The 24,399-nt window shown below is 45.1% G+C and carries 15 protein-coding genes; 7 read left to right on the top strand and 8 right to left on the bottom strand.

The features are described 5' to 3' along the window. The gene (locus ICL07_RS24440) at window positions 1–1,173 is read right to left on the bottom strand and encodes a porin (RefSeq protein ID WP_188090698.1); all 1,173 of its coding nucleotides are present in this window, start codon (window positions 1,171–1,173) and stop codon (window positions 1–3) included. A 140-nt stretch (window positions 1,174–1,313) separates the two neighbouring features. Further along, window positions 1,314–3,476, bottom strand: a complete 2,163-nt coding sequence (locus ICL07_RS24435; RefSeq protein ID WP_188090697.1) for a S46 family peptidase — start codon at window positions 3,474–3,476, stop codon at window positions 1,314–1,316. A 270-nt stretch (window positions 3,477–3,746) separates the two neighbouring features. On the opposite strand from ICL07_RS24435, the gene ICL07_RS24430 reads away from it, so the two are divergent. The 5 genes from ICL07_RS24430 (at window position 3,747) to recA (ending at window position 8,747) form a co-directional block, all read left to right on the top strand. Continuing rightward, a complete protein-coding gene (locus ICL07_RS24430; RefSeq protein WP_188090696.1) occupies window positions 3,747–4,190 on the top strand; it encodes a hypothetical protein in 444 nt (147 codons plus the stop codon). Between the two features lie 75 nt (window positions 4,191–4,265). Next, window positions 4,266–4,868 (top strand): ribonuclease HII, encoded by a 603-nt coding sequence (locus tag ICL07_RS24425; RefSeq protein ID WP_188090695.1) that lies wholly within the window; start codon window positions 4,266–4,268, stop codon window positions 4,866–4,868. A 123-nt stretch (window positions 4,869–4,991) separates the two neighbouring features. Further along, window positions 4,992–6,494 (top strand): RNA polymerase factor sigma-54, encoded by a 1,503-nt coding sequence (rpoN, locus tag ICL07_RS24420; RefSeq protein WP_188090694.1) that lies wholly within the window; start codon window positions 4,992–4,994, stop codon window positions 6,492–6,494. A gap of 6 nt (window positions 6,495–6,500) precedes the next feature. Next, window positions 6,501–7,199, top strand: coding sequence for a hypothetical protein (locus ICL07_RS24415; protein WP_188090693.1), 699 nt, complete (start codon window positions 6,501–6,503; stop codon window positions 7,197–7,199). Window positions 7,200–7,736: 537 nt separating this feature from the next. Further along, window positions 7,737–8,747, top strand: coding sequence for a recombinase RecA (gene recA, locus ICL07_RS24410; protein WP_188090692.1), 1,011 nt, complete (start codon window positions 7,737–7,739; stop codon window positions 8,745–8,747). A 570-nt stretch (window positions 8,748–9,317) separates the two neighbouring features. Here the strand turns inward: recA and typA are convergent. Then, on the bottom strand, window positions 9,318–11,126 hold the full coding sequence (gene typA, locus ICL07_RS24405) for a translational GTPase TypA (protein ID WP_188090691.1): 1,809 nt from the start codon (window positions 11,124–11,126) through the stop codon (window positions 9,318–9,320). A 274-nt stretch (window positions 11,127–11,400) separates the two neighbouring features. Between typA and ICL07_RS24400 the strand changes: the two genes are divergently transcribed. Beyond that, window positions 11,401–12,402: an alpha/beta fold hydrolase gene (locus ICL07_RS24400; RefSeq protein ID WP_188090690.1), complete on the top strand. Its 1,002-nt coding sequence runs from the start codon at window positions 11,401–11,403 to the stop codon at window positions 12,400–12,402. An 8-nt stretch (window positions 12,403–12,410) separates the two neighbouring features. Here the strand turns inward: ICL07_RS24400 and ICL07_RS32740 are convergent, their stop codons facing one another. Beyond that, a complete protein-coding gene (locus ICL07_RS32740; RefSeq protein WP_188090689.1) occupies window positions 12,411–14,636 on the bottom strand; it encodes a patatin-like phospholipase family protein in 2,226 nt (741 codons plus the stop codon). A 114-nt stretch (window positions 14,637–14,750) separates the two neighbouring features. After that, a complete protein-coding gene (locus ICL07_RS24390) occupies window positions 14,751–15,797 on the bottom strand; it encodes a COX15/CtaA family protein (protein WP_188090688.1) in 1,047 nt (348 codons plus the stop codon). Between the two features lie 178 nt (window positions 15,798–15,975). Between ICL07_RS24390 and ICL07_RS24385 the strand changes: the two genes are divergently transcribed. Beyond that, window positions 15,976–16,425 (top strand): hypothetical protein, encoded by a 450-nt coding sequence (locus ICL07_RS24385; RefSeq protein ID WP_188090687.1) that lies wholly within the window; start codon window positions 15,976–15,978, stop codon window positions 16,423–16,425. 107 nt (window positions 16,426–16,532) lie between these two features. Here the strand turns inward: ICL07_RS24385 and ICL07_RS24380 are convergent, their stop codons facing one another. Genes ICL07_RS24380 through ICL07_RS24370 form a run of 3 tightly spaced genes read right to left on the bottom strand, consistent with a single transcriptional unit; the run spans window position 16,533 to window position 24,324 of the window. Next, window positions 16,533–17,066: a hypothetical protein gene (locus ICL07_RS24380; RefSeq protein ID WP_188090686.1), complete on the bottom strand. Its 534-nt coding sequence runs from the start codon at window positions 17,064–17,066 to the stop codon at window positions 16,533–16,535. A gap of 1 nt (window position 17,067) precedes the next feature. After that, entirely contained in the window at window positions 17,068–21,555 is a 4,488-nt protein-coding gene (locus ICL07_RS24375; protein WP_223152095.1) for a DUF6443 domain-containing protein, read from the bottom strand. A 33-nt stretch (window positions 21,556–21,588) separates the two neighbouring features. After that, the gene (locus ICL07_RS24370; RefSeq protein ID WP_223152094.1) at window positions 21,589–24,324 is read right to left on the bottom strand and encodes a hypothetical protein; all 2,736 of its coding nucleotides are present in this window, start codon (window positions 24,322–24,324) and stop codon (window positions 21,589–21,591) included. Window positions 24,325–24,399: the final 75 nt, after the last annotated feature.

Here is a 24,399-nt window from a genome sequence, read left to right as displayed (position 1 = left end):
TTATATTCTGCATTGCACCTGTACGATCATCAGGTTACTGCTATGTGTTTTTGTTCCCGGAATATCCCGGTCGTAGTTGTCGATCTGCATACCGAACTGGATACGTCCGCCATAATCTTTAAGGAACGCCAGGCTTACCATGGGAATATAGCTCCGCCGGGCATTGCCGCTATGCTTGAAATCGTCGTTAAAATATTCATAGCGCATAGATACTTCTATGGACGTCAGCTTGTGATAGTTGATTTTGTAGCGGAAATTGGGCAACAGGTAAACGCCGTGCATCTGGTAGTCGCTCAGGGGACCTTTCCGGAGACTATCAGCCAATCCGTAAAACAAACGATGATTGGTGCCCTGTTTAAACTCCGATTGCAGCTGCAGGTCAAATTTTTCCGCCAGGGGTATCACTCCGCTGAAGTCAACCCCCAACGCATATACGCTGCCGCGCTTCACTGCGCCATAGCCGCCATTCAGTCCCAGCGACAGCTTATTCATATCTCCGAATTCCAGTCTGGCAGATCCCAGTTTACCGTTATCATCATCCGATACCTGGTTGCGGTTATTCCCGTTCACGGCAGTCAGGGCGTATTTGATAGGTAGCCGGGTATTTTTCCGGAAGGTACCGAACATAGACACGCCCACCTGGAAACTTTGCCAGCCGTTGTTGCCAAAAGCGGTGTATTGGTTGGAGAAGTCCATGGATTGAATGATATCCACCGGGTAGAGGTCTTCCAGACCGAAGGATGGCCGGAACTGGCCTATGGTGAAATTGACTGCATCATTCCAGCGATAGGACACAAAAGCATTTTCCAGTACTTTTCCTTTCGGGTCGCTGGCGAAATCGGCGAGGTTGACCAGCACGCCTGCCTGGAAACGGTCGCTCACCTGTGCTTTTACCTGCAGCCTGGCCCTTTTGATACTAAAACTGTTGCGCACCACTTCTTTTTCAGCATCGGCCTGATGCAGGCCGTTTACATCCACATCCGGGTTAAGGGAAACCGTGTACCGCGCCTGGAACACGCCGCCCAGTGTTATTTTTTTTAAGAATCCGGGTTTAATGCTGCTGGTATCTTTAATGGTAGAATCACGCACAGGCGTCTCCCCTGCATAGGCCAGGTGAATACCCGTAAACAGGCAACAAAAGAAGGCAATCAGTCGGACATTTCGTTTATGCATGCACGGTTGTTGAGTTTTCGGAATAGGCGGTTATTTCAGGGAATAACAACGTATAGTCGTTAAATGTTTGGCAACCAGGCATAAAAAAATCCCGTTCCGGTATAGCCGGAACGGGATCTGTATGAAATAGCGTGTAAGGTTTATTTTACCAGCTTCAGTTCATTGATGATGTTTTTGGCACCACCCAGTTTTTCGATGCACCACAGTACATAGCGTACATCTACGCAGATAGTACGGTTGTATTCAGCGTCGAACTGGATTTTGTGGCTCAGCGCTTCGTAGTTACCATCGAAAGCGAGGCCGATCAGTTCACCATTGGCGTTGATTACCGGAGAGCCGGAGTTGCCGCCGGTGATATCGTTGGTAGTGATAAAACCAACTACAAGATCGTTACGTTTAGCGTCTTTATACTGACCGAAATCTTTTTTGTTGTACAGGTCCATGTAGTTGGCCGGCAGGTCGAACTCATAATCGCCCGGTACATATTTTTCGATCACACCTTTCATGGTGGTTACGTAGTCGTAATGTACAGCGTCGCGTGGAGAGTAAGGTTTCACCTGGCCATAAGACAAGCGCATGGTGAAGTTCGCATCCGGATATCTGTTGGCGTTAGGTTGCATCTGCATTACACCTTTCAGGTACTCGCGGCCCAGGTCGTTGTTTTTCAGCATAAACTGGCTGTAGATAGGCTGGTATTTGCCGCCGTAGTTTTTGATGAAAGTGCTGGCATAGTTAAATACCGGATCGTTCTGCAGGGTAACACCATCAGGATTTGCGATAAATGCTTTCCATTTTGCATCATCGAAGATGATGGTATTGTTCATCAGGGAAGCAGCCCAAAGCTTCCATGTATTGTCTTCTTCGAGGCTACCGAATTTATTTTTCAGCGCATCGAAGTAGCCGATAGGCTGCTGATCTTTCGGAACGTCGTTATAGTACATACGGGCGGTAGCAGCCAGTATTTTCTGATCGCTGGGTTTATTTTCACCTTCCAGGAAAGCGGTGCGTGCTTTATCGGCAGCTGCTGCTGCCTGCTGAACAGCATCTTTTGGAGCGCCCGGTGTTACCAGGGCTTTTTCCAGGGCCATCAGGGAGGCAGCATAAGCAGCTACCGGAGAGCCGAGGATGCCTTCATTGATGTATACGCGGTGTTTAGCATAAGGAGTCCAGGCTTTGTAGGCAGCAGCATAGTCGTTCATGATCTGCGCAAATTCAGGTTTATCCTGTGCCCATTTAGCGAAAGCCGCTTCATTTTTTTCCTTGTCTTCCAGTACGTGGTGTTGTTTCAGCTGTTTGGTTTCGCCGTCAAAGAATTTCCAGTAGTTGGCGATGCCGGCGTAGGAAGATGCCAGCTGCAGTTTCACAGCAGGATCTTTCAGCATTTGTTCCATCATGGCTTTCAGTCTCACATCACGCAGGTTTACCAGGGATGGGTTTTCCACTTCTGTTTTCAGTTTGATACCGTAGGAAGTTTCATAACGGTTGGTACCACCGGGATAACCGAAGATCATGGCGTAATCGTTTTCTTTCACGCCTTTGATAGATACCGGCAGGAAGTGTTTAGGCTTCAGGGGCACGTTATCTTTGGAATAAGCAGCAGGTTTGCCGTCTTTGGTAGCATATACACGGAAAACGGAGAAGTCGCCGGTATGACGGGGCCATTCCCAGTTGTCGGTATCACCACCGAATTTACCCACACTTTCCGGAGGGGTACCTACCAGGCGGATATCTTTGAAGCGCTCGTATACAAACAGCAGGTATTGGTTACCTTTGAACATCGGAACCACTTTCGCTTCATAGCCGTTGCCGGTAGTAGCTTTGGTGATGATGTCCGCATAGGCAGCCTGTTCTTTGTTAATTCTTTCCAGACCGCTGAGTCCTTTCAACTGAGCTTCCACATCTTTGGAAACGTCTTCCACTTTTACGAGGAACTGAACAGACAACATCGGGGAAGCGATTTCTTCCTGTTTATTTTTTGCGTAGAAACCGTTTTTGAGATAGTTGTGTTCTACTGAACTGGCAGCAGCAATTGCGCCGTAGCCGCAATGGTGGTTGGTGAAGATCAGACCTTCATTGCTTACAATTTCACCGGTGCAGCCTCCGCCAAAGATCACGATCGCATCTTTCATAGATGCTTTATTGATGCTGTACAGCTGCTCCTTGGTTAGTTTAAGGCCTTTTTTGACCATGTCATTGTAAGTCTGCTGGCCCAACAAATAGGGGAGCCACATGCCCTCGTCTGCTTTCGCCCATTTTATACTTACGCTAAGCAGCAAGAGCAAAACCAGTAGTTTTTTTCTCATATCAGTTTGATTTTGTTATAAAAGGACCTCAAACCTAGCTATTTTTTTGCTAACGGACGCATGAGAGAAGCATAATGAGTAGGTTCTTCCCCGGTATGACGGCATTTTAAATTATATTATTAATTTATACATGTTTTTTTCTCTGTAAATAATATCTCCCGCAGCGTGAACAAAAAAACTGGAATATGTTTTGATAAAAGGGAGCAGCGCAATAGGGCGTGCCAAAAATTTGTCAGACCTATATTTTTTAATTGTTTAAATCTGTTGATCATGAAAAAAATAATGTTAATACTGGGTGTTGTTGGTTTTTTGGCGTGCAATGAGAATAAAAAGCAGGAAGAGAAGCGGGAAGAAGTAAAAGACAATGCCGCGAAAGTAAAGGAAGACCTGAAAAATACGGCCAACAGTGCAGGGGATTATCTGAATGAACAAAAAAAGCAGGCGGAAGATGCTATCCGGGAGCGGATTAAACAGATAGACCAGACCAGTGAAGAATTGAAAAAAGAGGGTACAGAAAAAAGTAAGGTGGCCCGGAAAAAGCTGGAAGGTCTGAAAGCAGACATGAACAAGAAAATGAAAGATATACAGAACAGCAGTGCCGATGCGTGGGATAGTACCCGTAAAGCCACTGATGAGCTGATGAAAAAATCCGATAAGGAGTGGACTGATTTTAAACAGGATTTCAAAGACCTGTTCAAACGTGATTCCGAGTAAGCCGTGTAAAATTCCTTAGTCCTTGTTCCGTGACCATTAATCTTGTAATTTTACCCGTCTTAAACAGAACCGGATTTGCTACTATCTCATTATCAGGACGAATTATTGGAGGCTGGCTGCGATGAAGCCGGCCGGGGGTGCCTTGCAGGCCCTGTGTTTGCAGCGGCGGTGATTTTGCCGCCGAAGTTTCGCCACCCGTTGCTCAATGATTCCAAACAACTGACAGCTGCGGACCGGGACAAATTGCGCAAAGTCATAGAAAAAAAGGCATTGTATTACGCTGTAGCCAGTGTAGACCATGCTGAAATTGACAAGATAAACATACTAAAGGCCTCTTTTAAGGCTATGCACCTGGCATTGGAGCAGTTGACACAGCAACCGGAGTTTATTATCGTGGACGGTAACCGGTTTTACGCTTATGGTCAAACCCCCTTTGCCTGCATTGTTCAGGGAGATGGCAAATATGCATCCATTGCGGCCGCCTCTATTCTGGCTAAAACGTATCGTGACGAGTACATGCAGCGGTTGCACCTGGAGTATCCACATTTTGGCTGGAACGAGAACAAAGGCTATCCGACCAGGCTGCATCGCGAAGCCCTGCGGGAATTTGGTGAATCACCGTACCACCGCAAGTCTTTCCGCCTGTTGCCTGATGAACAACTGGAATTGGATTTATAGCCCGCCGGCTGTTAGCTGCCACCGTTAGCGGCATATTTCTGCTAACTGTTGACTGCTAAAGGCGGTAAGGCTATTCGTTAACCTTATACTTATTAATTTTGCCCTATTGGGGGAACGATTATTATGCTAAAGCAGACACAACAGCAGAAGTTATTACAAAAGCTTTCACCACAGCAGATTCAGCTCATGAAATTGCTGCAGGTACCTACTGTCAACCTGGAAGAAAGAATTAAAGAAGAACTGGAAGAGAACCCTGCCCTCGAATACGGCGAAGAGACCCATGACGATGAATTCAAAGAGCAGGAAGATTTTGACGCCAAAACCGACAGTGAGGGAGAAGGTGAAGATGAATTTGAGCCGGATGGCAGTGAAAGCGAATATGACAATATTGATATTTCCGAATATGTAAGTGATGGAGATGACGATGTGGCGGATTATAAATTAAGGGATGATAACTATCCTGATCCGGATGAGAGCAATAAAACTATTCCTATCCGGGTGGAAACCTCCTTCCATGAGCACCTCCTGAGCCAATTGGGCATGCTGGAGCTGGACGATCACCAGAACGCCATCGCCGAACATATTATCGGCAGCATTGACGACGACGGCTATTTGCGCCGGGAGGTCAGCGCTATGGTAGATGACCTCTCTTTCTCCCAAAATATCGACACTTCAGAAGAAGAAATCCGGGAGCTGATCAAAAAAATTCAGGAGTTCGATCCTGCCGGCGTATGTGCCACTGACCTGAAAGAGTGCCTGCTGCTGCAGTTGAAGCGGAAACCGCAGGACGACGAAGGGGTACATACCGCCTACCTGATTCTCGAAAATTACTTCGACGAGTTTACCAAAAAGCACTACGAAAAAATACAGAAAGCGCTGAGCCTGAGTGATGAAGGCCTGAAAGCATCCATCAATCAGATTATCAAGCTAAATCCCAAGCCAGGCGGCAATTACGCCACGCTCAATAAAGCAGAAAGTTATGTATTACCGGACTTTTTCATCATGAACAATGCCGGTAAACTGGAGCTGACGCTGAATTCCCGGAATGCGCCCGACCTTCGTATTTCCGGCGGTTACCGGGACATGCTGCGGGAATACGACCGGGGAGATAAAAAAGATAAGCGCCAGAAAGAGGCCGTATTGTTTATCAAACAAAAGATTGATGCCGCCAAATGGTTCATTGACGCCATTAAGCAGCGGCAGCATACGTTGTTGTCCACCATGGAATCCATTATGGATTACCAGCGGGAGTTTTTCCTGACCGGCGATGAAACCACCATGAAGCCGATGATCCTGAAGGACATCGCCGACCGTACCCAGCTGGATATCTCCACGGTAAGCCGTGTGGCTAACAGCAAGTATGTACAGACCGAGTTCGGTACTTTCAAGCTGAAGTTCTTTTTCTCCGAGTCCTTGTCTACCGACAGCGGGGAGGAAGTATCTACGCGGGAGGTGAAAAAGATCCTGTCGGACCTGATAGAAGCAGAGAACAAGCGGAAGCCGCTAAGCGACGAGAATCTGACCAAGATGTTGCAGGACAAAGGATATAACATTGCCCGCCGGACGGTGGCCAAATACAGGGAGCAGCTGAATATACCGGTTGCCCGTTTACGTAAAGAACTATAAGAAAAAATGATGCATCAACAAGCAGTACCGGAAAGTAATGCCCGCACCAGCGAAGGTCCGGTATTTTCACCCGCCGCCAGATCGCTGGCGCAGGTTATCTCGTATATTACCCATCCGCTGTTTATCCCCACCCTGGTAACGTTTTTAATACTGCAGTCCATTCCAGAGTACATGGTGGCCTTCAAGCCGTTGAGCCGGAAGTTTGCCTTTGACATTCTGTATTTCCGGGTAGTGATGATCACGTTGTTTTTCCCGTTGCTGACAGTGCTGCTGGCCAAACAGCTGGGATTTTTGCCTTCTATTTATATGAAGACACAGCGGGAGCGGATTATTCCTTACGTTGCGATTATTATCTATTATTTCTGGGCTTTTTATACTTTTTTACAGGAAGGCCGTGCGCCGCGGTTTTATTCCGCTTTTTTCCTGGGCTCCTTCCTTGCAATATCTATCTCTTTCATTACCAATAGTTTTATGAAAACCAGTCTGCATGCCCTGGGTTGGGGCGGTGTGATTGGTTTCCTGTTATCGCTGATGTGGGGCATGCATATGAACGTGTCTTTACCGTTGGTGATTACATTTTTTGTGACAGGTATTGTAGCTACCGCGCGGATGGTATTGAGTGCCCATACTCCCGGTGAGATTTACACCGGTTTATTTATTGGTATTATTACCCAGTTGGCCGCCTGTGCTTTCCTGGTGATCTGATTCCGGCAACAGCATATTCCCTGCCGGCTTTCTCTTTTGGAGAAAACCCAACAAGGAATATGCGCTGATTTGGATGGGGAAAAGACTTTTTGGGGTTTACCTTCACAGCCGGACTGCTTCTTCCGGTGAAATGGATGCAAGGCCGCAAGGCAGGTTAACAAACAATCTAACAAACATTGCATTGGGGTACAATCATCAACAACTAAACTTGACAATGCAAAAGTCCGATATTCTATATTGATCCTCAAGCGTATAACTACGCTTTTTAAAAATGCAGTATTTCCCCCCGGCCTTTTCTTTTAAATATTTTTTTGACGGGAGATGATTACGCATATTCAATGCGTAATGGCTGCCGATCTTTGTATTGTCATCAGGGCGTAAGGGATAAGGTGAGGATGAGGGCGATATAAATACTAGTTTTTTTAGTATTGGAAATAAAATGCTAAAAAATTTAGGAAAATTAAAAATTAGGTTATAATTTAGCATTCCAGTTGGAGATATGCTTTTCGATTAAATTTGTAAAAAACAACTACAGATATGTCTACAGCCAATACAGAAAAACTGAAGGCGTTACGCCTTACAATGGATAAGATTGAGAAAGATTTCGGTAAGGGATCTGTGATGATGATGGGCGAAAAAGCAGAAGCTCCGATGGAAGTTATTTCTTCCGGTTCTCTGGGGCTTGATATCGCACTGGGCATTGGCGGTTTTCCGAAAGGAAGGATTATAGAGATCTATGGTCCTGAGTCTTCCGGTAAAACAACCGTAGCGATTCATACTATTGCCGAAGCGCAGAAAAAAGGTGGTATTTGCGCCATTGTGGATGCGGAGCACGCCTTTGACAGCAGTTATGCCCGCAGACTGGGTGTAGATGTGGATTCTCTGTTGATTTCACAGCCAGACCATGGTGAGCAGGCACTGGAAATTGCAGACCGTCTGATCTTATCCGGAGCAGTAGACGTTGTGGTAGTGGACTCTGTAGCGGCACTGGTACCGAAAAGCGAGCTGGAAGGTGAAATGGGTGAGAGCAAAATGGGTCTGCAGGCACGTTTGATGTCTCAGGCGCTGCGTAAGCTGACGGCCACTATCTCCAAAACCAACTGTTGCTGCATATTCATTAACCAGTTACGTGAAAAAATCGGTGTTATGTTTGGTAACCCGGAAACCACTACCGGTGGTAACGCGTTGAAGTTCTACGCTTCTGTAAGGCTGGATATCCGCCGTATGAGCCAGATTAAAGATGGTGATGAAGCAGTAGGTAACCGCGTAAAAGTGAAAGTGGTTAAAAATAAAGTAGCACCTCCGTTCCGCCAGGCTGAATTTGATATTATCTATGGTCAGGGTATCTCCAAAATGGGTGAGATCATCGACATGGGTGTAGAATACGGTATCATCCAGAAGAGCGGTAGCTGGTTTAGCTACGACTCCAATAAACTGGGTCAGGGCCGTGATGCGGTAAAACAGTTACTGAGCGACAATCCGGAACTGTCCGCAGAAATCGAAGCAAAGATCAAAGTGAAAATTGCGGAGAAACAAGAAGAGGCTTAATTATTATGTAAGCTGTAAAATTAAATTTACTCTTTATACATAGAAGTTAGTTTTAGTTTTAGTAAGCATTGGGTTAGTATGCACATCCCTGCCTTATCCTGGGCGGGGATTTTTTTGTCCCGGGAACCTGGGGCTGAAGCCCAGGGCTAAGATGTTATTCAGGTGCCCTCTTATTAAAATCCCATCATTTATGAGCAGTTCATTTTAATCCTGATTATTCGGAGAGAGTCGCTGAAATGGAATTAGGCTCAATTCCATTTCAATAAAAATCCTTCCTTTATGAAGGATCCTTTTTACAGATGTATTCATTTCAACAACATGCCCTAACATGAAGCCATACATCATTAAAGGGTACTTGTAATAACATCTTTGCCCGGGGCTTCAACCCGGGAAATCCGGGATTGGCTTTTTGCCTCTGAAATTTGAGAATTATCCCGTTTTTTTCCATAGGGACCTCCGTCAATAACAAAAGCGGCTGACCCATCGGCCAGCCGCTTTCTCTCAAACATTATTTTTCAAGCTAGTGCTATCATTTTATGAACCTGCCTTTCGGCTGGCCTTCTAATCTGATTAAGCTTCTGCTTTCAGGCTTTTCGCACTTCTCTTACGCTCTTCTTCGTCCAGGATGGTTTTACGCATACGGATGAAGTTAGGTGTAACTTCGATACACTCATCATGCTGGATGTACTCCATGCACTCTTCCAGTGTCATCAGAATTTTAGGTGCGATATTAGCAGCGCCGTCGCTACCGCTGGCGCGCATGTTAGTCAGTTTTTTACCTTCGTTCGGGTTTACTACCAGGTCACCAGGTTTGTTGTTTTCGCCGATGATCATGCCTTTGTACACTTCTTCTCCCGGATCTACGAAGAAAGAACCTCTGTCCTGTAATTTATCGAGGGAGTAAGCGGTAGTGGAACCAGCTTCTTTAGCGATCAGCACACCGTTGTTACGGCCAGGGATCGCGCCTTTCCAGGCTTTGTAGTCGTTGAAGCGGTGAGCCATTACAGCTTCGCCGGCAGTAGCAGTCAGCATTTGAGTACGCAAACCGATCAAACCACGGGAAGGAATTTCGAATTCCAGGTGTTGCATTTCACCTTTGGTTTCCATGATCAGCATTTCACCTTTACGACGGGTAACCAGGTCAATTACTTTGCTGGCGAATTCCTGCGGAACGTCTACCACCAGGGTTTCATATGGTTCGCATTTTTTACCGTCGATGTTTTTCACGATAACCTGCGGCTGTCCTACAGTCAGCTCATAACCTTCACGACGCATGGTTTCAATCAACACGCCTAAGTGAAGGATACCACGACCATATACCAGGAAGCTATCCGCACTGTCAGTATCTACAACACGCAGCGCCAGGTTCTTTTCGGTTTCTTTTACCAGACGGTCACGCAGGTGACGGGAGGTAACGAACTTACCATCTTTACCAAAGAAAGGTGAGTTGTTGATACCGAACAGCATGTTCATGGTAGGCTCGTCCACGCTGATAACTGCCAGTGCTTCCGGTTCTTCCCCATCAGCAATAGTGTCACCAATATTAAAATCTTCGATACCAACAACGGCGCAAATGTCACCAGCCAGTACCTTGCTTACTTTTCTTTTACCTAACGCTTCAAAGATGTACAGTTCACGAACCTTCTGTCTTTTAGCGGTGCCATCAGCCTGCATCAGGGTGATCCACTGATTTTCTTCGATAGAACCACGGGTAACTTTACCTACTGCGATACGACCAAGGAAAGAAGAGTAATCCAGAGAAGTGATCTGCAACTGCAGGTTACCTTCCGGGATTTTAGGAGCAGGAACGTATTCGATGATACCATCCATCAGCGGAGTGATGTCGGCGCATTGTTCCAGAGAAGAGTTAAACCAGCCGTTTTTACCGGAACCGTAGAAGGTTGGGAAGTTCAGCTGCTCTTCAGTTGCATCCAGGTTGAAGAACAATTCAAATACAGCATCGTGTACTTCATCAGGACGGCAGTTAGCCTTGTCCACTTTGTTGATCACCACGATGGGTTTCAGGTTCAGCTGTAACGCTTTCTGCAACACAAAGCGGGTCTGTGGCATCGGGCCTTCAAAAGCGTCAACCAGCAGGATTACACCATCAGCCATTTTCAATACACGCTCCACCTCACCGCCAAAGTCGGCGTGGCCCGGGGTATCGATCACATTAATTTTGGTGCCCTTGTATTCAACAGAAGCGTTCTTACTGAAGATGGTGATACCACGTTCTCTTTCAAGATCGTTACTGTCCATGATCAGTTCACCGGATTCCTGGTTAGCCCGGAAAACGTTCGTCTGATGAAGAATTTTGTCCACCAGGGTAGTTTTACCATGGTCTACGTGTGCGATAATTGCAATATTACGAATGTTCATATACTTAATTCTTTAGCTATAAGCAGCTTGTAAGATTATAGCTCATAGCTGCAAAAATGAGGCGCAAAGGTACGAAAACCTGACGAGAATGAAGGATTCGAGCTTTAAATAAATGTAACCATTTAGTCACTTATGCAAACCGTCTTATAACTATCTAAATACCAATCAGTTATAAGCATCCACATCATAGCCTGACGTAAACATTCTCCGGTAGGCATATCCCGCCAGCTTTATGGCGGGAGTTTTGATTCACATCCGGTTAAAACCTATCTGCATGAAACGTACCTTTTTCTATCTGGTATTATGTTGTTATTGTTTCTGTACTACGCTCGTCGAAGCTCAACTCATTGCTACACAGGATATTATGTTATCATCCTATAAATACCCTTACCCCGTTCACCTCCTGAAATTTCATGCCCAGGGACAACCTCTGGAAATGGCGTACATGGACATACAACCATCACGCCCTAACGGGCAGACAGTCGTACTGCTGCATGGTAAAAACTTCTGCGGCGCCTACTGGGACAGCACCGCCGCCACATTGTCCAACAACGGGTACCGTGTCATCATCCCCGACCAGATCGGCTTCGGAAAGTCTTCCAAACCCGCCCATCTCCAATACAGTTTCCAGTTCCTGGCACAAAACACCAAAACCCTGCTGGATACCCTCGGTATCACCAAAGCAGCTATCCTTGGGCATTCTATGGGAGGAATGCTGGCCGTCCGCTTCGCCCTTATGTACCCTGACATCACCACAAAATTGATACTGGAAAATCCTATCGGCCTGGAGGACTGGAAAGTGGTGGTTCCGTACCAATCTGTGGATAAATGGTACCAGTCTGAACTGAAACAGACCTATGAGAAAATCAAACAATACCAGCTGGAAAATTATTACGCCGGCCAATGGAAACCGGACTATGATAAATGGGCCTCCCTGCAGGCCAGCTGGATCCACAGCCCCGATTACGCACAGGTAGCCTGGAACGCCGCACTTACCTATGACATGATTTTCACACAACCGGTTATCTATGAATTCCCGAATATTCAGGCGCCTACCCTGCTGATCATCGGACAACGCGACCGCACCGCGCCCGGCAAAGCCAGTGTATCGCCTGACATCCGTAAGACGATGGGGAACTATCCGGAACTGGGAAAAGAGGCCGCCAAACGTATACCACACGCTACACTAGTACCCATCGAAGGTGTAGGTCATCTGCCTCACATTGAGGCCTATACGAAATTCATTACGCCATTGCTGGAATTTTTACAGCATTAGAGATAACGCTACTCTTTCATCAGCTTCACCACAAAATCGAGAGCGCTTTGGTTGGCAGGATTATCAATCGCATGCGCGATATCCAGCTTCTCACGGGAAGTAAGATGCCAGGAAAGCGCAGCTCCCTTGTCCTGTTTCTGTGGTACATACTGGAAAATAATCCGGTGGAATTTGTTGGGGAAATAACCTTCCATATAATTCACCAGGTCGTCCTGGTCGAAGTCCTGCATAGCGCTCCAGTGCTGCTGCATGGTGAATAGCGGTTCAAATAACAGGTCGCTGAGGTCTTTTGTTTTTTTGATGGGGGTAATATCATTTTTGCGGGTATCGCGGATCTGTATATACACTACCCCGCTGGTGTTTTCATTGATCCATTTGCTGAAAGTATAAAGATAACGCAGGGTGGTTTGCTGGCCGAAGTTGTCCCGGATACCGGCATCCATCACGTCAACAATAGGGTTACTGGGCAGGAAAGTATTGGGCAATACATAAGGGAAAGTCGCACACATCCGGATGGCACTGGTAACACGCAGGTCCATGGCGTCCTGGTTGGCAAAATACTGCGCAAAGTCCACCCCGTCAATGTCCCGCACCTGCCTGGTAGGATACAGGTATTGCGGACTACACAGGTAGCTGATGGGCTGCGGTGAAATCATCAGCCGGCGCCCGTCTGCATTAATAGTTGCATTCCAGATCAGCATCGGGATTTCTGCATTTTGTTCCGGCGCCTTATAGTCTCTTAGTATTTTATTCAGGGCATTATCGGTATTCTGATTCAGCTGCATCTCAAAGGCATAACCACGGTCTTTTGCGTAACGTTTATTGTCCAGCTTGAAACTTCGCCAGGGCGTAATAAAATCATTCACGGCCATGGCGCTGAACACAGAGTTGAGCAGGTCCCTGGAAACCCGGTCGGAATAAATGCTGTCCGTGAGGCGGATGTGTTTGCCCATCTGCTGCTGATAATATAACTCCCGGAAATAACTGGCGCCCAGCATGCCCCCGGAGGCGCCGGTCATCAGTACGGTATGTTTCATCAGGCGGCCCTGCAGCAGGCTGTCCAGCCGCTGTAATACATTCAGCGTCCAGGTAGCGGAGCGGCTGCCGCCACCGCTGAAATTGAGCACAATCAGCTGCGGTTTTTTATTGGCCGGAAACTTACTGCGCCACTTCTTTAAAATATCGAGCGACTCCTTTCTGTCGGCTTCCGACTTCTCGCGGGTAAAAAACTGTTGTAAAGCCTCCACACTGTATTGCGGACGGGCTTTTTTCTGCTGATACTCAAGGCCGTAAGCTTTATTTCGGTTATCTACCCAGTCATGTTCCACCATCCAGTTGAGGGCAAATAGAAATACCAGTACCACCGGTATGGACCAGGTTTGCAGCAGATAGGAATAAGCCCCTGCCACGCCGATCAGGAAGGCAAAGAAAATCAATACACTGGCGCCGGCAGGAATCCTGAATACCTCGTAATCCATCATATAGGCCAGTATTACCAGGAAAATGAGGGCGCAGCCCACGGTGATCATAGCCGCAAAATGGTGTTGTTTAAGGATACTGTCGAGGTAGTGTTTGTTGTAGTGGTCTACATTGCGTGCCCGGCGTATCTTCCAGGGCGTAGAGAAATAGTTGTGTACCGGTAATGCATTTTCATCTGGCTCCTGTGTAGGTTTAAGGATCACCCTCAGGAAATTGCGGGGGTTACCAAAACGTTTTTCCAGCCGGCGGCCAATGTTCTTGTCTGCATTAAAAAAATAAAAGAACGCGAAAAACACCACAAACAAGGCCCCGCAAATAAAGCCCTCCCCCAGCAGCAGAATTTCAGGCACAGTGCTTAGTTGTTCATAGCGTTGATACTCCCATCCACGATATAGCAGGCAGAAGAAGAATGTCAGCGGGATCAGCGAATTATTAAGGCAGTAACGGAAAAAAGGCTGTGAAGTAGTGGCCAGGAACTTAAACCGGCCGGTATGCAGGATGAAGGTAGTGATCTGCCAGCTCATGATAAACATGCCCGTGGCCAGTCCGAGAATTGCCGTACTGTAGAAGTTCACTTTCCCCAGGTACTCCGGCGCCAGATAGAGTGCATCGCCCCCGAATACCTTGGCAAATCCGCCATTGATCGTGCTAAAGAGAATTACCCAGAAGATGAGCAACACCTGATATTTCCTGAAATGCAGCAGTAGCAACTGAACAGGGAAAGAATAGTACGTTTTTATTAGGAATAGCTTCACCTTCATCACACCGATAATTACCAATAAACCTACGTAAAAATTCACTAAAAACGAATAAGGGGCTCATGCCTCGCATGAACCCCTTATTCCATATCGGTGGTTTGTTATTCGTCGTTATGCTTCTTTCCCCCGGCTGAGGTAAAGCGTCCATACCAGGGACAGCAGCAACAGCATGCCCACACACTGGTGCAGAATACCATAGCTGACCGGTATTTTCACCTGGCTGTTGAGCAAGGTTAATACGCCCAGTAATACCTGCAGCAGCACCAGTAACAAGGGCAGGTAACGGATACCGTGCAGCAGGCTGGTAGCCGGTATTTGGGCAGATTTCCACCACCAGACGGCTATCAGGATGGTAATGATATAAGCCAGGCCGCGGTGTATAAACTGAATGGTGATGGCATTATGCACGATATCTGTCAGAAATCCACCCTGGGTAAACATACCTCCCGGTACCCAGGCTCCGTTGATATCCGGCCAGGTATTGGCTACCAGTGCGGCATGCAGGCCGGCCATAAAAGCACCGTATATCAATTGCACGGTCACCAGTATCAGCAACCACACATTTAACCGCTTCAGAGAGGCTGCTTTCAGTATTTCTTTACCCGGAATGCTGATTTTCAGGGCAAACCAGAAGAGATAACACAGTAATACCAGCGCAGACATGAAGTGTATGGCCAGTCTGATATGGCTTACATAGAGGTTTTCATCGTTCAGTCCGCTCTTTACCATGATCCAGCCGATCAGTCCCTGTAGCCCGCCCAGCACGAAAAGCACGATCAACGGGTTAATCATCTCTTTACTGATCTTCTTCTTCACAATAAAATAGAGGAAAGGTATAATGAATACCACACCAATCAGCCGCGCCCAGTCACGGTGCAGCCACTCCCAGAAATAGATGAATTTAAAATCTGATAAGGTGAAGTGATTGTTGACATATTTATATTGCGCAATTTGCTTATATCCATCGAAGGCCTTCTGCCAGGCGGCTTCATTCATCGGCGGAAACGCTCCCAACAGGGGCTGCCACTCTGTAATTGACAAACCGGAGCCTGTTAAACGGGTCAGCCCTCCCAATAACACCTGGATCACCAGCATGCCCACTCCTATATACAGCCAGATGGCCACCGGGCGGTTATTCTTGATATTAACTGTTTCCATAAACGCTGCAAAAATAGGGAATTACCGCTCCCGAAATACTCACATTCTTTTAACAATCGCGTAATATTCTGTTAACGCTGGGATCAGAGCTTTGCAGTGAAAATTAAAGGCAACAAATTGTATTAGCTAATACCTGCCCAAACAAGTAAAAAAGACAACACATTAAAAAAATAATGTCATGAAACACTTTTGTTTTGTTTTAGTACCCAAAGCAACGATGATTGTATTAGCCACTATCCTCATTCCCTTTGTAACCATGCATGCACAGGACAGATCATTTGCTTATAACAGCAACAGATATATCGCTGAGCAGCCTTCGACCGGTGTAAAAAAGGACCTGGAAGTGGAAATCACCCAGCCAGAGAAGACAGCACTAAACTTCACCCTGGCCGTGATCAACCCGGAAAACGAGAAGTTGACACTTTACATTAAAGATAGCTTTAACAATACCCTTCACCGGGAAGTATTACCTGCAACTGTTAAATTTGAAGCCCGCTACAACCTGCAATCTCTCGAAGACGGCCAGTACGTTTTCGAAATCAGAAGCGGAAAAAACAAAGTAGCGGAAAAATCCATCGGCATCAAAACACAGACCATGGTAAACCGGCTCGTTTCCGTAGAAAAATAATTCCCGCATACTATTTCTGATTTGGTTAATTGGTTATTAAAAAAGGCGTCTCATTGGATTGAGACGCCTTTTTTGTGCATGATGTCAAAAACTAACAGTCCATATTCTCATTCCTTTTTACGAATTGACACATTAATACTTTCACCTATGTTACCTACAAGATTTATGCTCAACTCTTTTCTCTCCACATGATCAAACCCGCTCGTTATATCTACGATAGCACGCCCTTTGGAAGTCAAAAAAACTCTTCTTTCAACAATAACTCCAGGAAATCTCTGAGAAAGCGGAATTTCATACCTAATTGACAACATTTCCACACCTCTCTGTTTTCGCATTCCCTTTTCCAGTAGTATCATATTGGGATAGAGATGCTGTAACCAATTAATGTGATAAGGTATTAAGCCTTCGAACAAAGGGACAGTATCTTTGCTAATTTCAATATCTACCTTAATTGTAGAGTCCTCATTATTAAAAATTTTCCAATACAAAATATCATCCCCATAGATGGTACGAGGTGCCGTAGATGCTTTAACTCTCGGAGGGAGACTAATTGTAAAAGCATCATATATTGATGTTTTCACTTCACCTTTATGAGCGCACCCAACAATTAGCATAAGTACAAGGAGCTTTATCTGTTTCATTTTATTCGGTTTTAATATTAGCGCTAGGAACTGCTGGGTTATTTCCAAACCGACGTTGGTAATATTGCTGAACCACTCCATGATTTTCGACAGAAGACACAAAACTCCCCAGCTTATAATTTGTAGTTGGATTATCTACCCGCTGTTGGATGGTAGGATTAACATATCTATAAACAGAGTTTCCCTTTGTCATAATAGAAAAATAAGGAATCGCAGATTCCCGCATTGTTGGCAAAACTAAATTACCGTCTTGCCAACCACTAATAAATTCAGATGCTTTATCACCGTCATGGCCTAATCCTGCATTATGACCGGCCCCGTGATTAATCAAATATGCTGTGGTCTCTGCAAACGAAGCTTGCAGGTCTTTTGCTGTGCTTCGTGCAGCATCAGAACTAATAGCAATCACCTGCCCTCCTGGATTATTTTCACTCTTTTCCGGGTTTGAAGTTCCGCTACTAAACCCAAAGCTCGAATTTGACAGCTCTTTTCCAAATTTCAGCCCTTGATTGGTTACATAATCTGCCACTGCATTTGTTTTACCAATCACAGCAAACCCATCGGTCTTATCCATTTTAGTCCTATCAAAATTCTTGGCACTCGCAATTCCGACCCTTGTCTTCAATCCCATTTCCCTAAAATTAGCATTGGCTTGTCTTTTAATTTCTCGCAGCTCTTTGTTTGTCACACCCGATCCTTCCAGATTTACTAAGTAGATCATATTATCTCTTCCATCAGGATCTATATACAAAATAGGGTTATTCACAGCGTAGCTATATGGGCTTAGTATATTATATTTTTCTACCTTGGGGTCTATAACGCCCCACCTGCCTATCTGCGCATCATACATCCTCGCTCCGTAATCATACCACTCCAACCCACTTCCATCTTCAAATTCTTTATGCTGCAACTCTTTACCATTATACTTCATCTTATTTTCCGGATACCTGGTACCCATCAACGCATTGGAAGAGATCCCCGCCATCGTCAACCCAAACGGATAATAATGCGTTTCCTCCAGCACAGCCCCGGCTGTATGCGTTATCACCACATTATCAAAAAACACATCCTGAGGACTTTCATTGCTGGTATAAACGTATAGGAAACCACTTTGACTGATGACCATTTTATCCTGGGCCAACGTCTGCAGCTGGTCGGGTTCTGCTTTCACCTGTTTTATACCGCTGTTCGTTTCAACTAATTTAAACTGATCGTCGAACAGTACAAAATTAAGGTATGCTTTAGGCCTGTCTGTCCTATGTTGATCGGGGTCTTTCTCCTTCAGTTTACGGTAGTCGTTATTGTAGAAGTTCGTATTGAAGGGGGTTGCGTTATCCATCGCTTCACCGCCATGATTACCTGCTCCTGCTGGTGTACCCCCGAAAGCCTGTACAAGATCTGCCAGTATGTTTTCTGCAGGCGATTCTTGTGATTTCCGTTGCTGTGGGCCGGCAGACTTATAGAATGCCTGGGCACCGATTTGAATGGTATCTCCTGCCATTACCCGCAGCACCAGTGAGGGTCCTATTTTTTTCCCGCCATTTTTAGCGTTCAGTTTAGCAACGAATTCATTTTTTTCCACCTGTTGAGCTGTAGGGTAGCCTATTGGCTTATTAACCCTCGTATCATCAATATTGCTGAAAAGGGAGGTTTCCTTTGCAGCTGCAGCAGTTTCCATGGTAGCTCTGTAAGTATTCACATCATTGGAATGAGTCATTACCAGTCTTGTGTTACCCAGATGATCCTTTATAAAATAGTCGAATACATATACCGGAGCTTGATTGGGCTTATACGCAAAGCGAATACGGCCTTCTTCCTGCGGTGCAAATTGAAGTGTATCATTTTGATATACAAAACCGTCAGCATAATCAATAATGGTGGTCTTAGAAGGAGAAACAGTGAGGTCTATTACTTTCTTTCGAAGTTTAATGCCCATTGCATCATATTCATAAATAACGGTCCCCTTATTTTCTATCTGGATTTTTGTGGGCAGGTTCAGATGGTTATAACTGATAGCACTGATAGATTTATTCAAATCCTTGATAAGATTACCATTCACATCATAATCATAATCATCGCCGGTATTCGTTCCATTTTTGAAATCTCCCAACAGATCATTGACAGTACTACTATCATGTACGGCAGATAGTTTGTTGCTGTTTTCCCGATAGACATATTTCAGACGATCCAATTCTACAGCAGCGGTGCCGGACATCCCATATTGTTTCATTCGCTGGATGTTACCATTAGCGTCATAGGCAATCCAATCAGTAGAGAAATTCATGACATTTTTCTCCCAGGAGCTTCCGGGGCTATCTTGCTGGGTGAAGTTGGCATTGGTAAGCCGGTTTGCCTGATCATACTGATAGCCATATGCGCGGGGCTTTTTATCGTTCCAGCCTCGCCAGCGGATGCCGGCAATATTTCCATTAAACTGCGGCTCTTTAAAACCCTGATCATAGTTCAGTTCCTGTCCAAAATGAGACGGACTGTTATTCGGATTGTTCAAATAGTCTTTATTAATACTTTTCAACCAACCCCTTACATTGTATTCATAAGACAACAACTCTATTGGATCAGAACCGGCCTTTATTCCCAGGGATTTGGTCTTTAACTGTCCTAATTCATTATACTCATTACGGGCAATAATCTGTTCATTTGAACTGTCATCATTGATTCTTTTCTTTACGGTAAGTACCCGGCCTGCGGCATCGTATTCCATCATTGTCAGCATAGAGGTCCATGGAGAGACGCCACTGCGGGGATTTTTATGTTTGAGATAGCTGCAAAGTAATTTGCCGCTAAAATCGTACATATTGGTAAGGGTGTCCAGACCTCCGGATGCATTATCGCCAATGCTCTGCAATATCCTTCCTTTATGATCATAATAGGTAGTGGTGGTAAGCCATTGATCAGTGTCAAGTACGCGTACTTTAGTACCGGTGACGAATCCGGTGGTTAGCCCGCTGATAGCAAATGACTCCGAAAACGGATTATTACCTGCGGTCAAATGTTGTGCGTCTCCGGTTGCAGGCCCCTGCTTACCCGGAAAATTATAGTCGTCATAAAATGTAAAGGTTAGCGGTGTTAAGGCAGATGCAGGTAAACCCGGCAGAGGATTAGTAATCTGCAGACTTATATTCTCACCTTCCAAAGAAGGATCCACGAACGCTTCTGTCTCCCCACCTCCGGTATCAAATCCAGCTTCCAGCGTCACGCTATTTTTGGCCTTGTAAATATTTTTGTCGTGTACGGCGACGATAAGGTCGGCAATCGCGGGAACCTGATAAGGCAATGAGCCGGTAGTGCCCTTAACCGCATTCATGGCGGACTGAAGATCCTGCCTAGAAGATGCAGCATGATAAATGGCTGTTTCCACAGGACGGTTCAGCGCATCATAAAAAGTAACCAGCCATTTTTCCTGCCCAGGCCTCCTCATATTGCCATCACGGGTGAAAACGAGCCTGTCTCTTACATCATAGACCATTTCAACCACTTCAGCACCAGGAACCTTTTTTATGATCATCCTGTTAAGATCATCGTAAACATACTGGAAACAAAGCTCATCAGCCACCGCAGATATATTACTGCCGGTAGTAATCTTTTCCACGGCAAGCGGAGGCAATACAAACCGGAGATTATTGAGATCGTCGTATATATAATAGGTGGATAGCCAGCCGGTATGGCCTTTTTTCGGATCGGGAACAGCCTGCACTTTTTTCAATACCACATGACCGTCCTTATCTTTAAATTCTATAATCCGGTTGGATGCCTCGTCGGTTATCATGCTTTTATATAACTGGCCAGGGGTAAAATAACCCTTAATGGAAGGAAGACCACTTTCCGGCATATGCCATAAATAAACCGAATCCTCAGCTGTATTGATCAAATATTGTGTATTAATGGGATGATTCCCTCCTGATTGGGCCCAACCGTTTCCCGGAGCATAGGAATTCAGAACCCTGTTTAATGGAGAGGGTTCAAAATCTATCTGTGTATAGAAGATTTTTTCTTCCCTAAAACCCGGATTTAAGCTAGTGTCGAGATAAAACTGTTGCTGTGCGCTAAAAGGGTCTGTCTTAAACAGGCCGTCACTGGTTTTTCCTGTTTGAGGTACATAGGGAAGGTACTTAAACTGCTCCCTTCCATAGGGATCATAGACAACCGGTGTAACCAGGTCTTTCCCGCTGGCGCTGACACCTTTTATAACAGTCTGCAATGGTCTTCCCAGACCATCGAAATACTGCGTACTTTGTTTTACTTCCCCGGCCGTTCTGGAAGGCAGCACCACAGCTGCCGTATCTGCTGTCGGGAAACCGGGTTCCCAGGTACGGATAAAATTGATGTTGGCGCCGCTATAAGGCGCTGGCAAGGGCGCAGCAACAGGCTGGGGTCTCTCAGTGTTTTCCGGTTTGTTTTGTGCGTTGAGACAAATACTGATAAATAATAATATAGCTAGAAAACTGTGCTTTTTGATATTAGGATACATAGGTTGAATAATTTGGGTAAAAACATACTGCTATCAGGATTCTTCTGCGGCCGCTTCATGCTTTACCAGATCCGGTCCTCTGGAGCCGTCAGACCAGGCTTTATGATAAGTGACAGCTTGCATCTTTTTCCCGTTGGCATCGTAGTAGATTTCTATATTGGTGGTAACATAGTGTGCTGCTTCACACTTGCCATTGATGTATTTATTATCTTCCCCTATACAGTATTTAGGGTCCATCGGGCAAGTATCTGAAGGATATCCCTTTGACCACATTCTCATCTGATAACTAGGGCTTTTAGGATTTGTATCCACTGCTTCAGATTGCACTTTCCCTGTGTAAAGACTGTCGTTGTCTTTTTCACACCTGGTGTTTCCGGTGCCAACCAGGATTGGTTGTCCATCATACACCCACTGAGAATTACCGGGGTTAACAATCGTATCTGCGTAGCTATAGGATAATTGTTTAAGTACCATCCGCTTGGCATCCCGGATTGTAGTTAACCTTGAGAATTGATCATACTCATAATAGGTAATCATGTTTTTGGCATCAGCAATACTGGTTGCACCTACCAAAGGAGTATGCGTATAACTGGTCATCTGGGCACCTTCGGGGTGAAGCCTTAGCTCATCGATGGTTACGTTCCCGGACACCGTTACATTCGTGCTGTTGATCACTTTGTGCCTAAAAAGTGTCCAGCCATTTTGAGTCGTGATCGCAGTTCCCGTGTTATTATTTACAAGGGCACTCCCTCCCGCGGACCAATAGCTGACAAAATACCCCGAGGTCTGTTGTAGCCCATTTTTGGTGATGGCGCCATCCCTCAGGCTATAGGAGGCCTTTCCGGTTAAGAAACCGGAAGTATTCCGGTTACTGGCGCTGATACTCCAATTTCCATCTGCGTCAGACTCAAAGCTGGTAAACGCTACTTCATCGACATTAGCATTTTTAACAGTCGCCAGGATAAGTGATTGATTATATCCCCAAATATTAACCCCGTTAATATTATCGATCATTTGTGCAGCAGTAGGATTACCCTTTTCATCGTAACTGTTATATCTGATCCTGGGCTTCAGCGTGCTATTTCCGACTTGTTCATAACCTATCTCTTCATAAAAGCGATTATCTCCCCATTTTTTGAAATCAACCCTGCTCTTGTTGGCTACTGTAGTTTTATTAATCACCGTCTGTTCAATAGGCACTTCTAACATGTTATTGAGAATCATGCCATTGATTGCAGCGGTTGCCGATGGTGTCAGATTGCTGATCTGTGCGGCATCCTGGGCGTACCGGATTATTTTTTCACTACTATCCTGCTTGGCCCTGGTATAGGTTTGTATCCTGGTTGGATAAAGGTGAAGAGGGTTGTCATAAAATATATTCTTGACAATCTCCAATGAATCATTAGCATAATCGGTTTCAACAGACTGAGTCAACATTTTAGCACCCGTAACCATATATACATCTCCGTATTCAAAATGATCTGTCATAACGGTTGTAGCGGGAGCTTCCAGTGCAAGGAAAGTCATAAGATTGGGCGCTATTGTTGACACCTCGCAAATCTGTCCAACTTTAAATGCACCCTCTTTGATTTTGGTGTAGCTGTTTTTAATGGATTTAATTAAACTGAAGCCATTATCTGCTTTTTTATATATTTTTTTTCTTATCAGCTGCCCTCTTGCCCAGCTTTTATCTGTGGTGAAAGCCCGGTATTTATCTAATACACCGCTTCCGTATCCACTGTCATCTTCAAACTCAAATTCATACTCCGTTTTACCAGAACCAAGCCCTGGATATCCCTCATATTCTATTACTTTTCCATAAAAGATAGGGACACCATTAAATGTATTAATAGGAGAAACAGGATTTTGAGCGATAAAAAGTACGCTTGACACACAGTAACCAATACAATGCGTCTTGTGAAGCTTAGTTGTCTCATAACAAAAATCAGTAGCTATATTGGGGGAAATAAGACTCCCCTTATCATAACTGTAGTTCTTCATTTGAACATTACGCCCCAGGGAATCAAAAGTGGTGATTCTGGCAATTCGTTGTCCTCCTACCAAGCTTTGCTCATCATTTGTGTAGGAGGTACTATTACTCTCAAAATCAAATTGTGTATACCCTCCTGTAGGATAAACAATCCTATTCAACATGCAAGCTTTGGCAGCGCTGGGATTAACAGACCGGGAGAATGAACGGCTGGAGTATTGATCCAAAACACTTTGGCTGATATTTGAAAATCGCTTCCATAAAAACATAGCTATTCTGTCCCTGTAAGTATTGGGCAAGAGAGAAGTAGCAGCACTATTTCCATTATAATACCCCCAATAATCTTGTGCAAAATTGGAAACTTCATATCCCTTATATTCCTTATACGGAGGAAGGATACCATTTTCATAGCCGAAACCATAAGCATTAACCGTATGAGAATCATTACCCTTGAACTTAATTTTATCAAGTTTTAGCCGCCTTGCATATTTTTTGTAATCCGCAGGTTGATTCTCAGATGTATCAAAGTAAGATTGTATCAACTCAACTTCCTTAATCAACCCTGCTGTATTGCTTATCCGTATACTTGCCAACCTATCACTAAGCGGATCTATTCTATCCTGTTGATATACAAACTTTATAGATCCATTTGTAAACTGTATGCTATCTATAAGTTTTCTATAATAAGTATATTGAGTGGAAGGAGTCTGAAATTGTACCTGAGGCCCGCCTGCCAATATACAACATGCATCGACGGACATACCATACTTATATGACATGTCTATTGAATAAAGCATACTGGTGAAACTCTGCCTGACAATGCTGGCATCTTTATAAACGAACGTTATAGTATC

Source organism: Chitinophaga qingshengii (assembly GCF_014529935.1).
Lineage (GTDB): Bacteria > Bacteroidota > Bacteroidia > Chitinophagales > Chitinophagaceae > Chitinophaga > Chitinophaga qingshengii.
The sequence above is the reverse complement of the archived record's forward strand: the minus strand, read 5'-3'. Positions and strand labels throughout refer to the sequence as shown.

What these genes read in the sequence shown, in the direction of transcription:
- ICL07_RS24440 (WP_188090698.1), bottom strand. Translation starts at nt 1,173, where the DNA reads ATGCATAAACGAAATGTCCGACTGATTGCCTTCTTTTGTTGCCTGTTT.
- ICL07_RS24435 (WP_188090697.1), bottom strand. Translation starts at nt 3,476, where the DNA reads ATGAGAAAAAAACTACTGGTTTTGCTCTTGCTGCTTAGCGTAAGTATA.
- ICL07_RS24430 (WP_188090696.1), top strand. Translation starts at nt 3,747, where the DNA reads ATGAAAAAAATAATGTTAATACTGGGTGTTGTTGGTTTTTTGGCGTGC.
- rpoN (WP_188090694.1), top strand. Translation starts at nt 4,992, where the DNA reads ATGCTAAAGCAGACACAACAGCAGAAGTTATTACAAAAGCTTTCACCA.
- ICL07_RS24415 (WP_188090693.1), top strand. Translation starts at nt 6,501, where the DNA reads ATGATGCATCAACAAGCAGTACCGGAAAGTAATGCCCGCACCAGCGAA.
- recA (WP_188090692.1), top strand. Translation starts at nt 7,737, where the DNA reads ATGTCTACAGCCAATACAGAAAAACTGAAGGCGTTACGCCTTACAATG.
- typA (WP_188090691.1), bottom strand. Translation starts at nt 11,126, where the DNA reads ATGAACATTCGTAATATTGCAATTATCGCACACGTAGACCATGGTAAA.
- ICL07_RS24400 (WP_188090690.1), top strand. Translation starts at nt 11,401, where the DNA reads ATGAAACGTACCTTTTTCTATCTGGTATTATGTTGTTATTGTTTCTGT.
- ICL07_RS24390 (WP_188090688.1), bottom strand. Translation starts at nt 15,797, where the DNA reads ATGGAAACAGTTAATATCAAGAATAACCGCCCGGTGGCCATCTGGCTG.
- ICL07_RS24385 (WP_188090687.1), top strand. Translation starts at nt 15,976, where the DNA reads ATGAAACACTTTTGTTTTGTTTTAGTACCCAAAGCAACGATGATTGTA.
- ICL07_RS24380 (WP_188090686.1), bottom strand. Translation starts at nt 17,066, where the DNA reads ATGAAACAGATAAAGCTCCTTGTACTTATGCTAATTGTTGGGTGCGCT.
- ICL07_RS24375 (WP_223152095.1), bottom strand. Translation starts at nt 21,555, where the DNA reads ATGTATCCTAATATCAAAAAGCACAGTTTTCTAGCTATATTATTATTT.
- ICL07_RS24370 (WP_223152094.1), bottom strand. Translation starts at nt 24,324, where the DNA reads ATGTCATATAAGTATGGTATGTCCGTCGATGCATGTTGTATATTGGCA.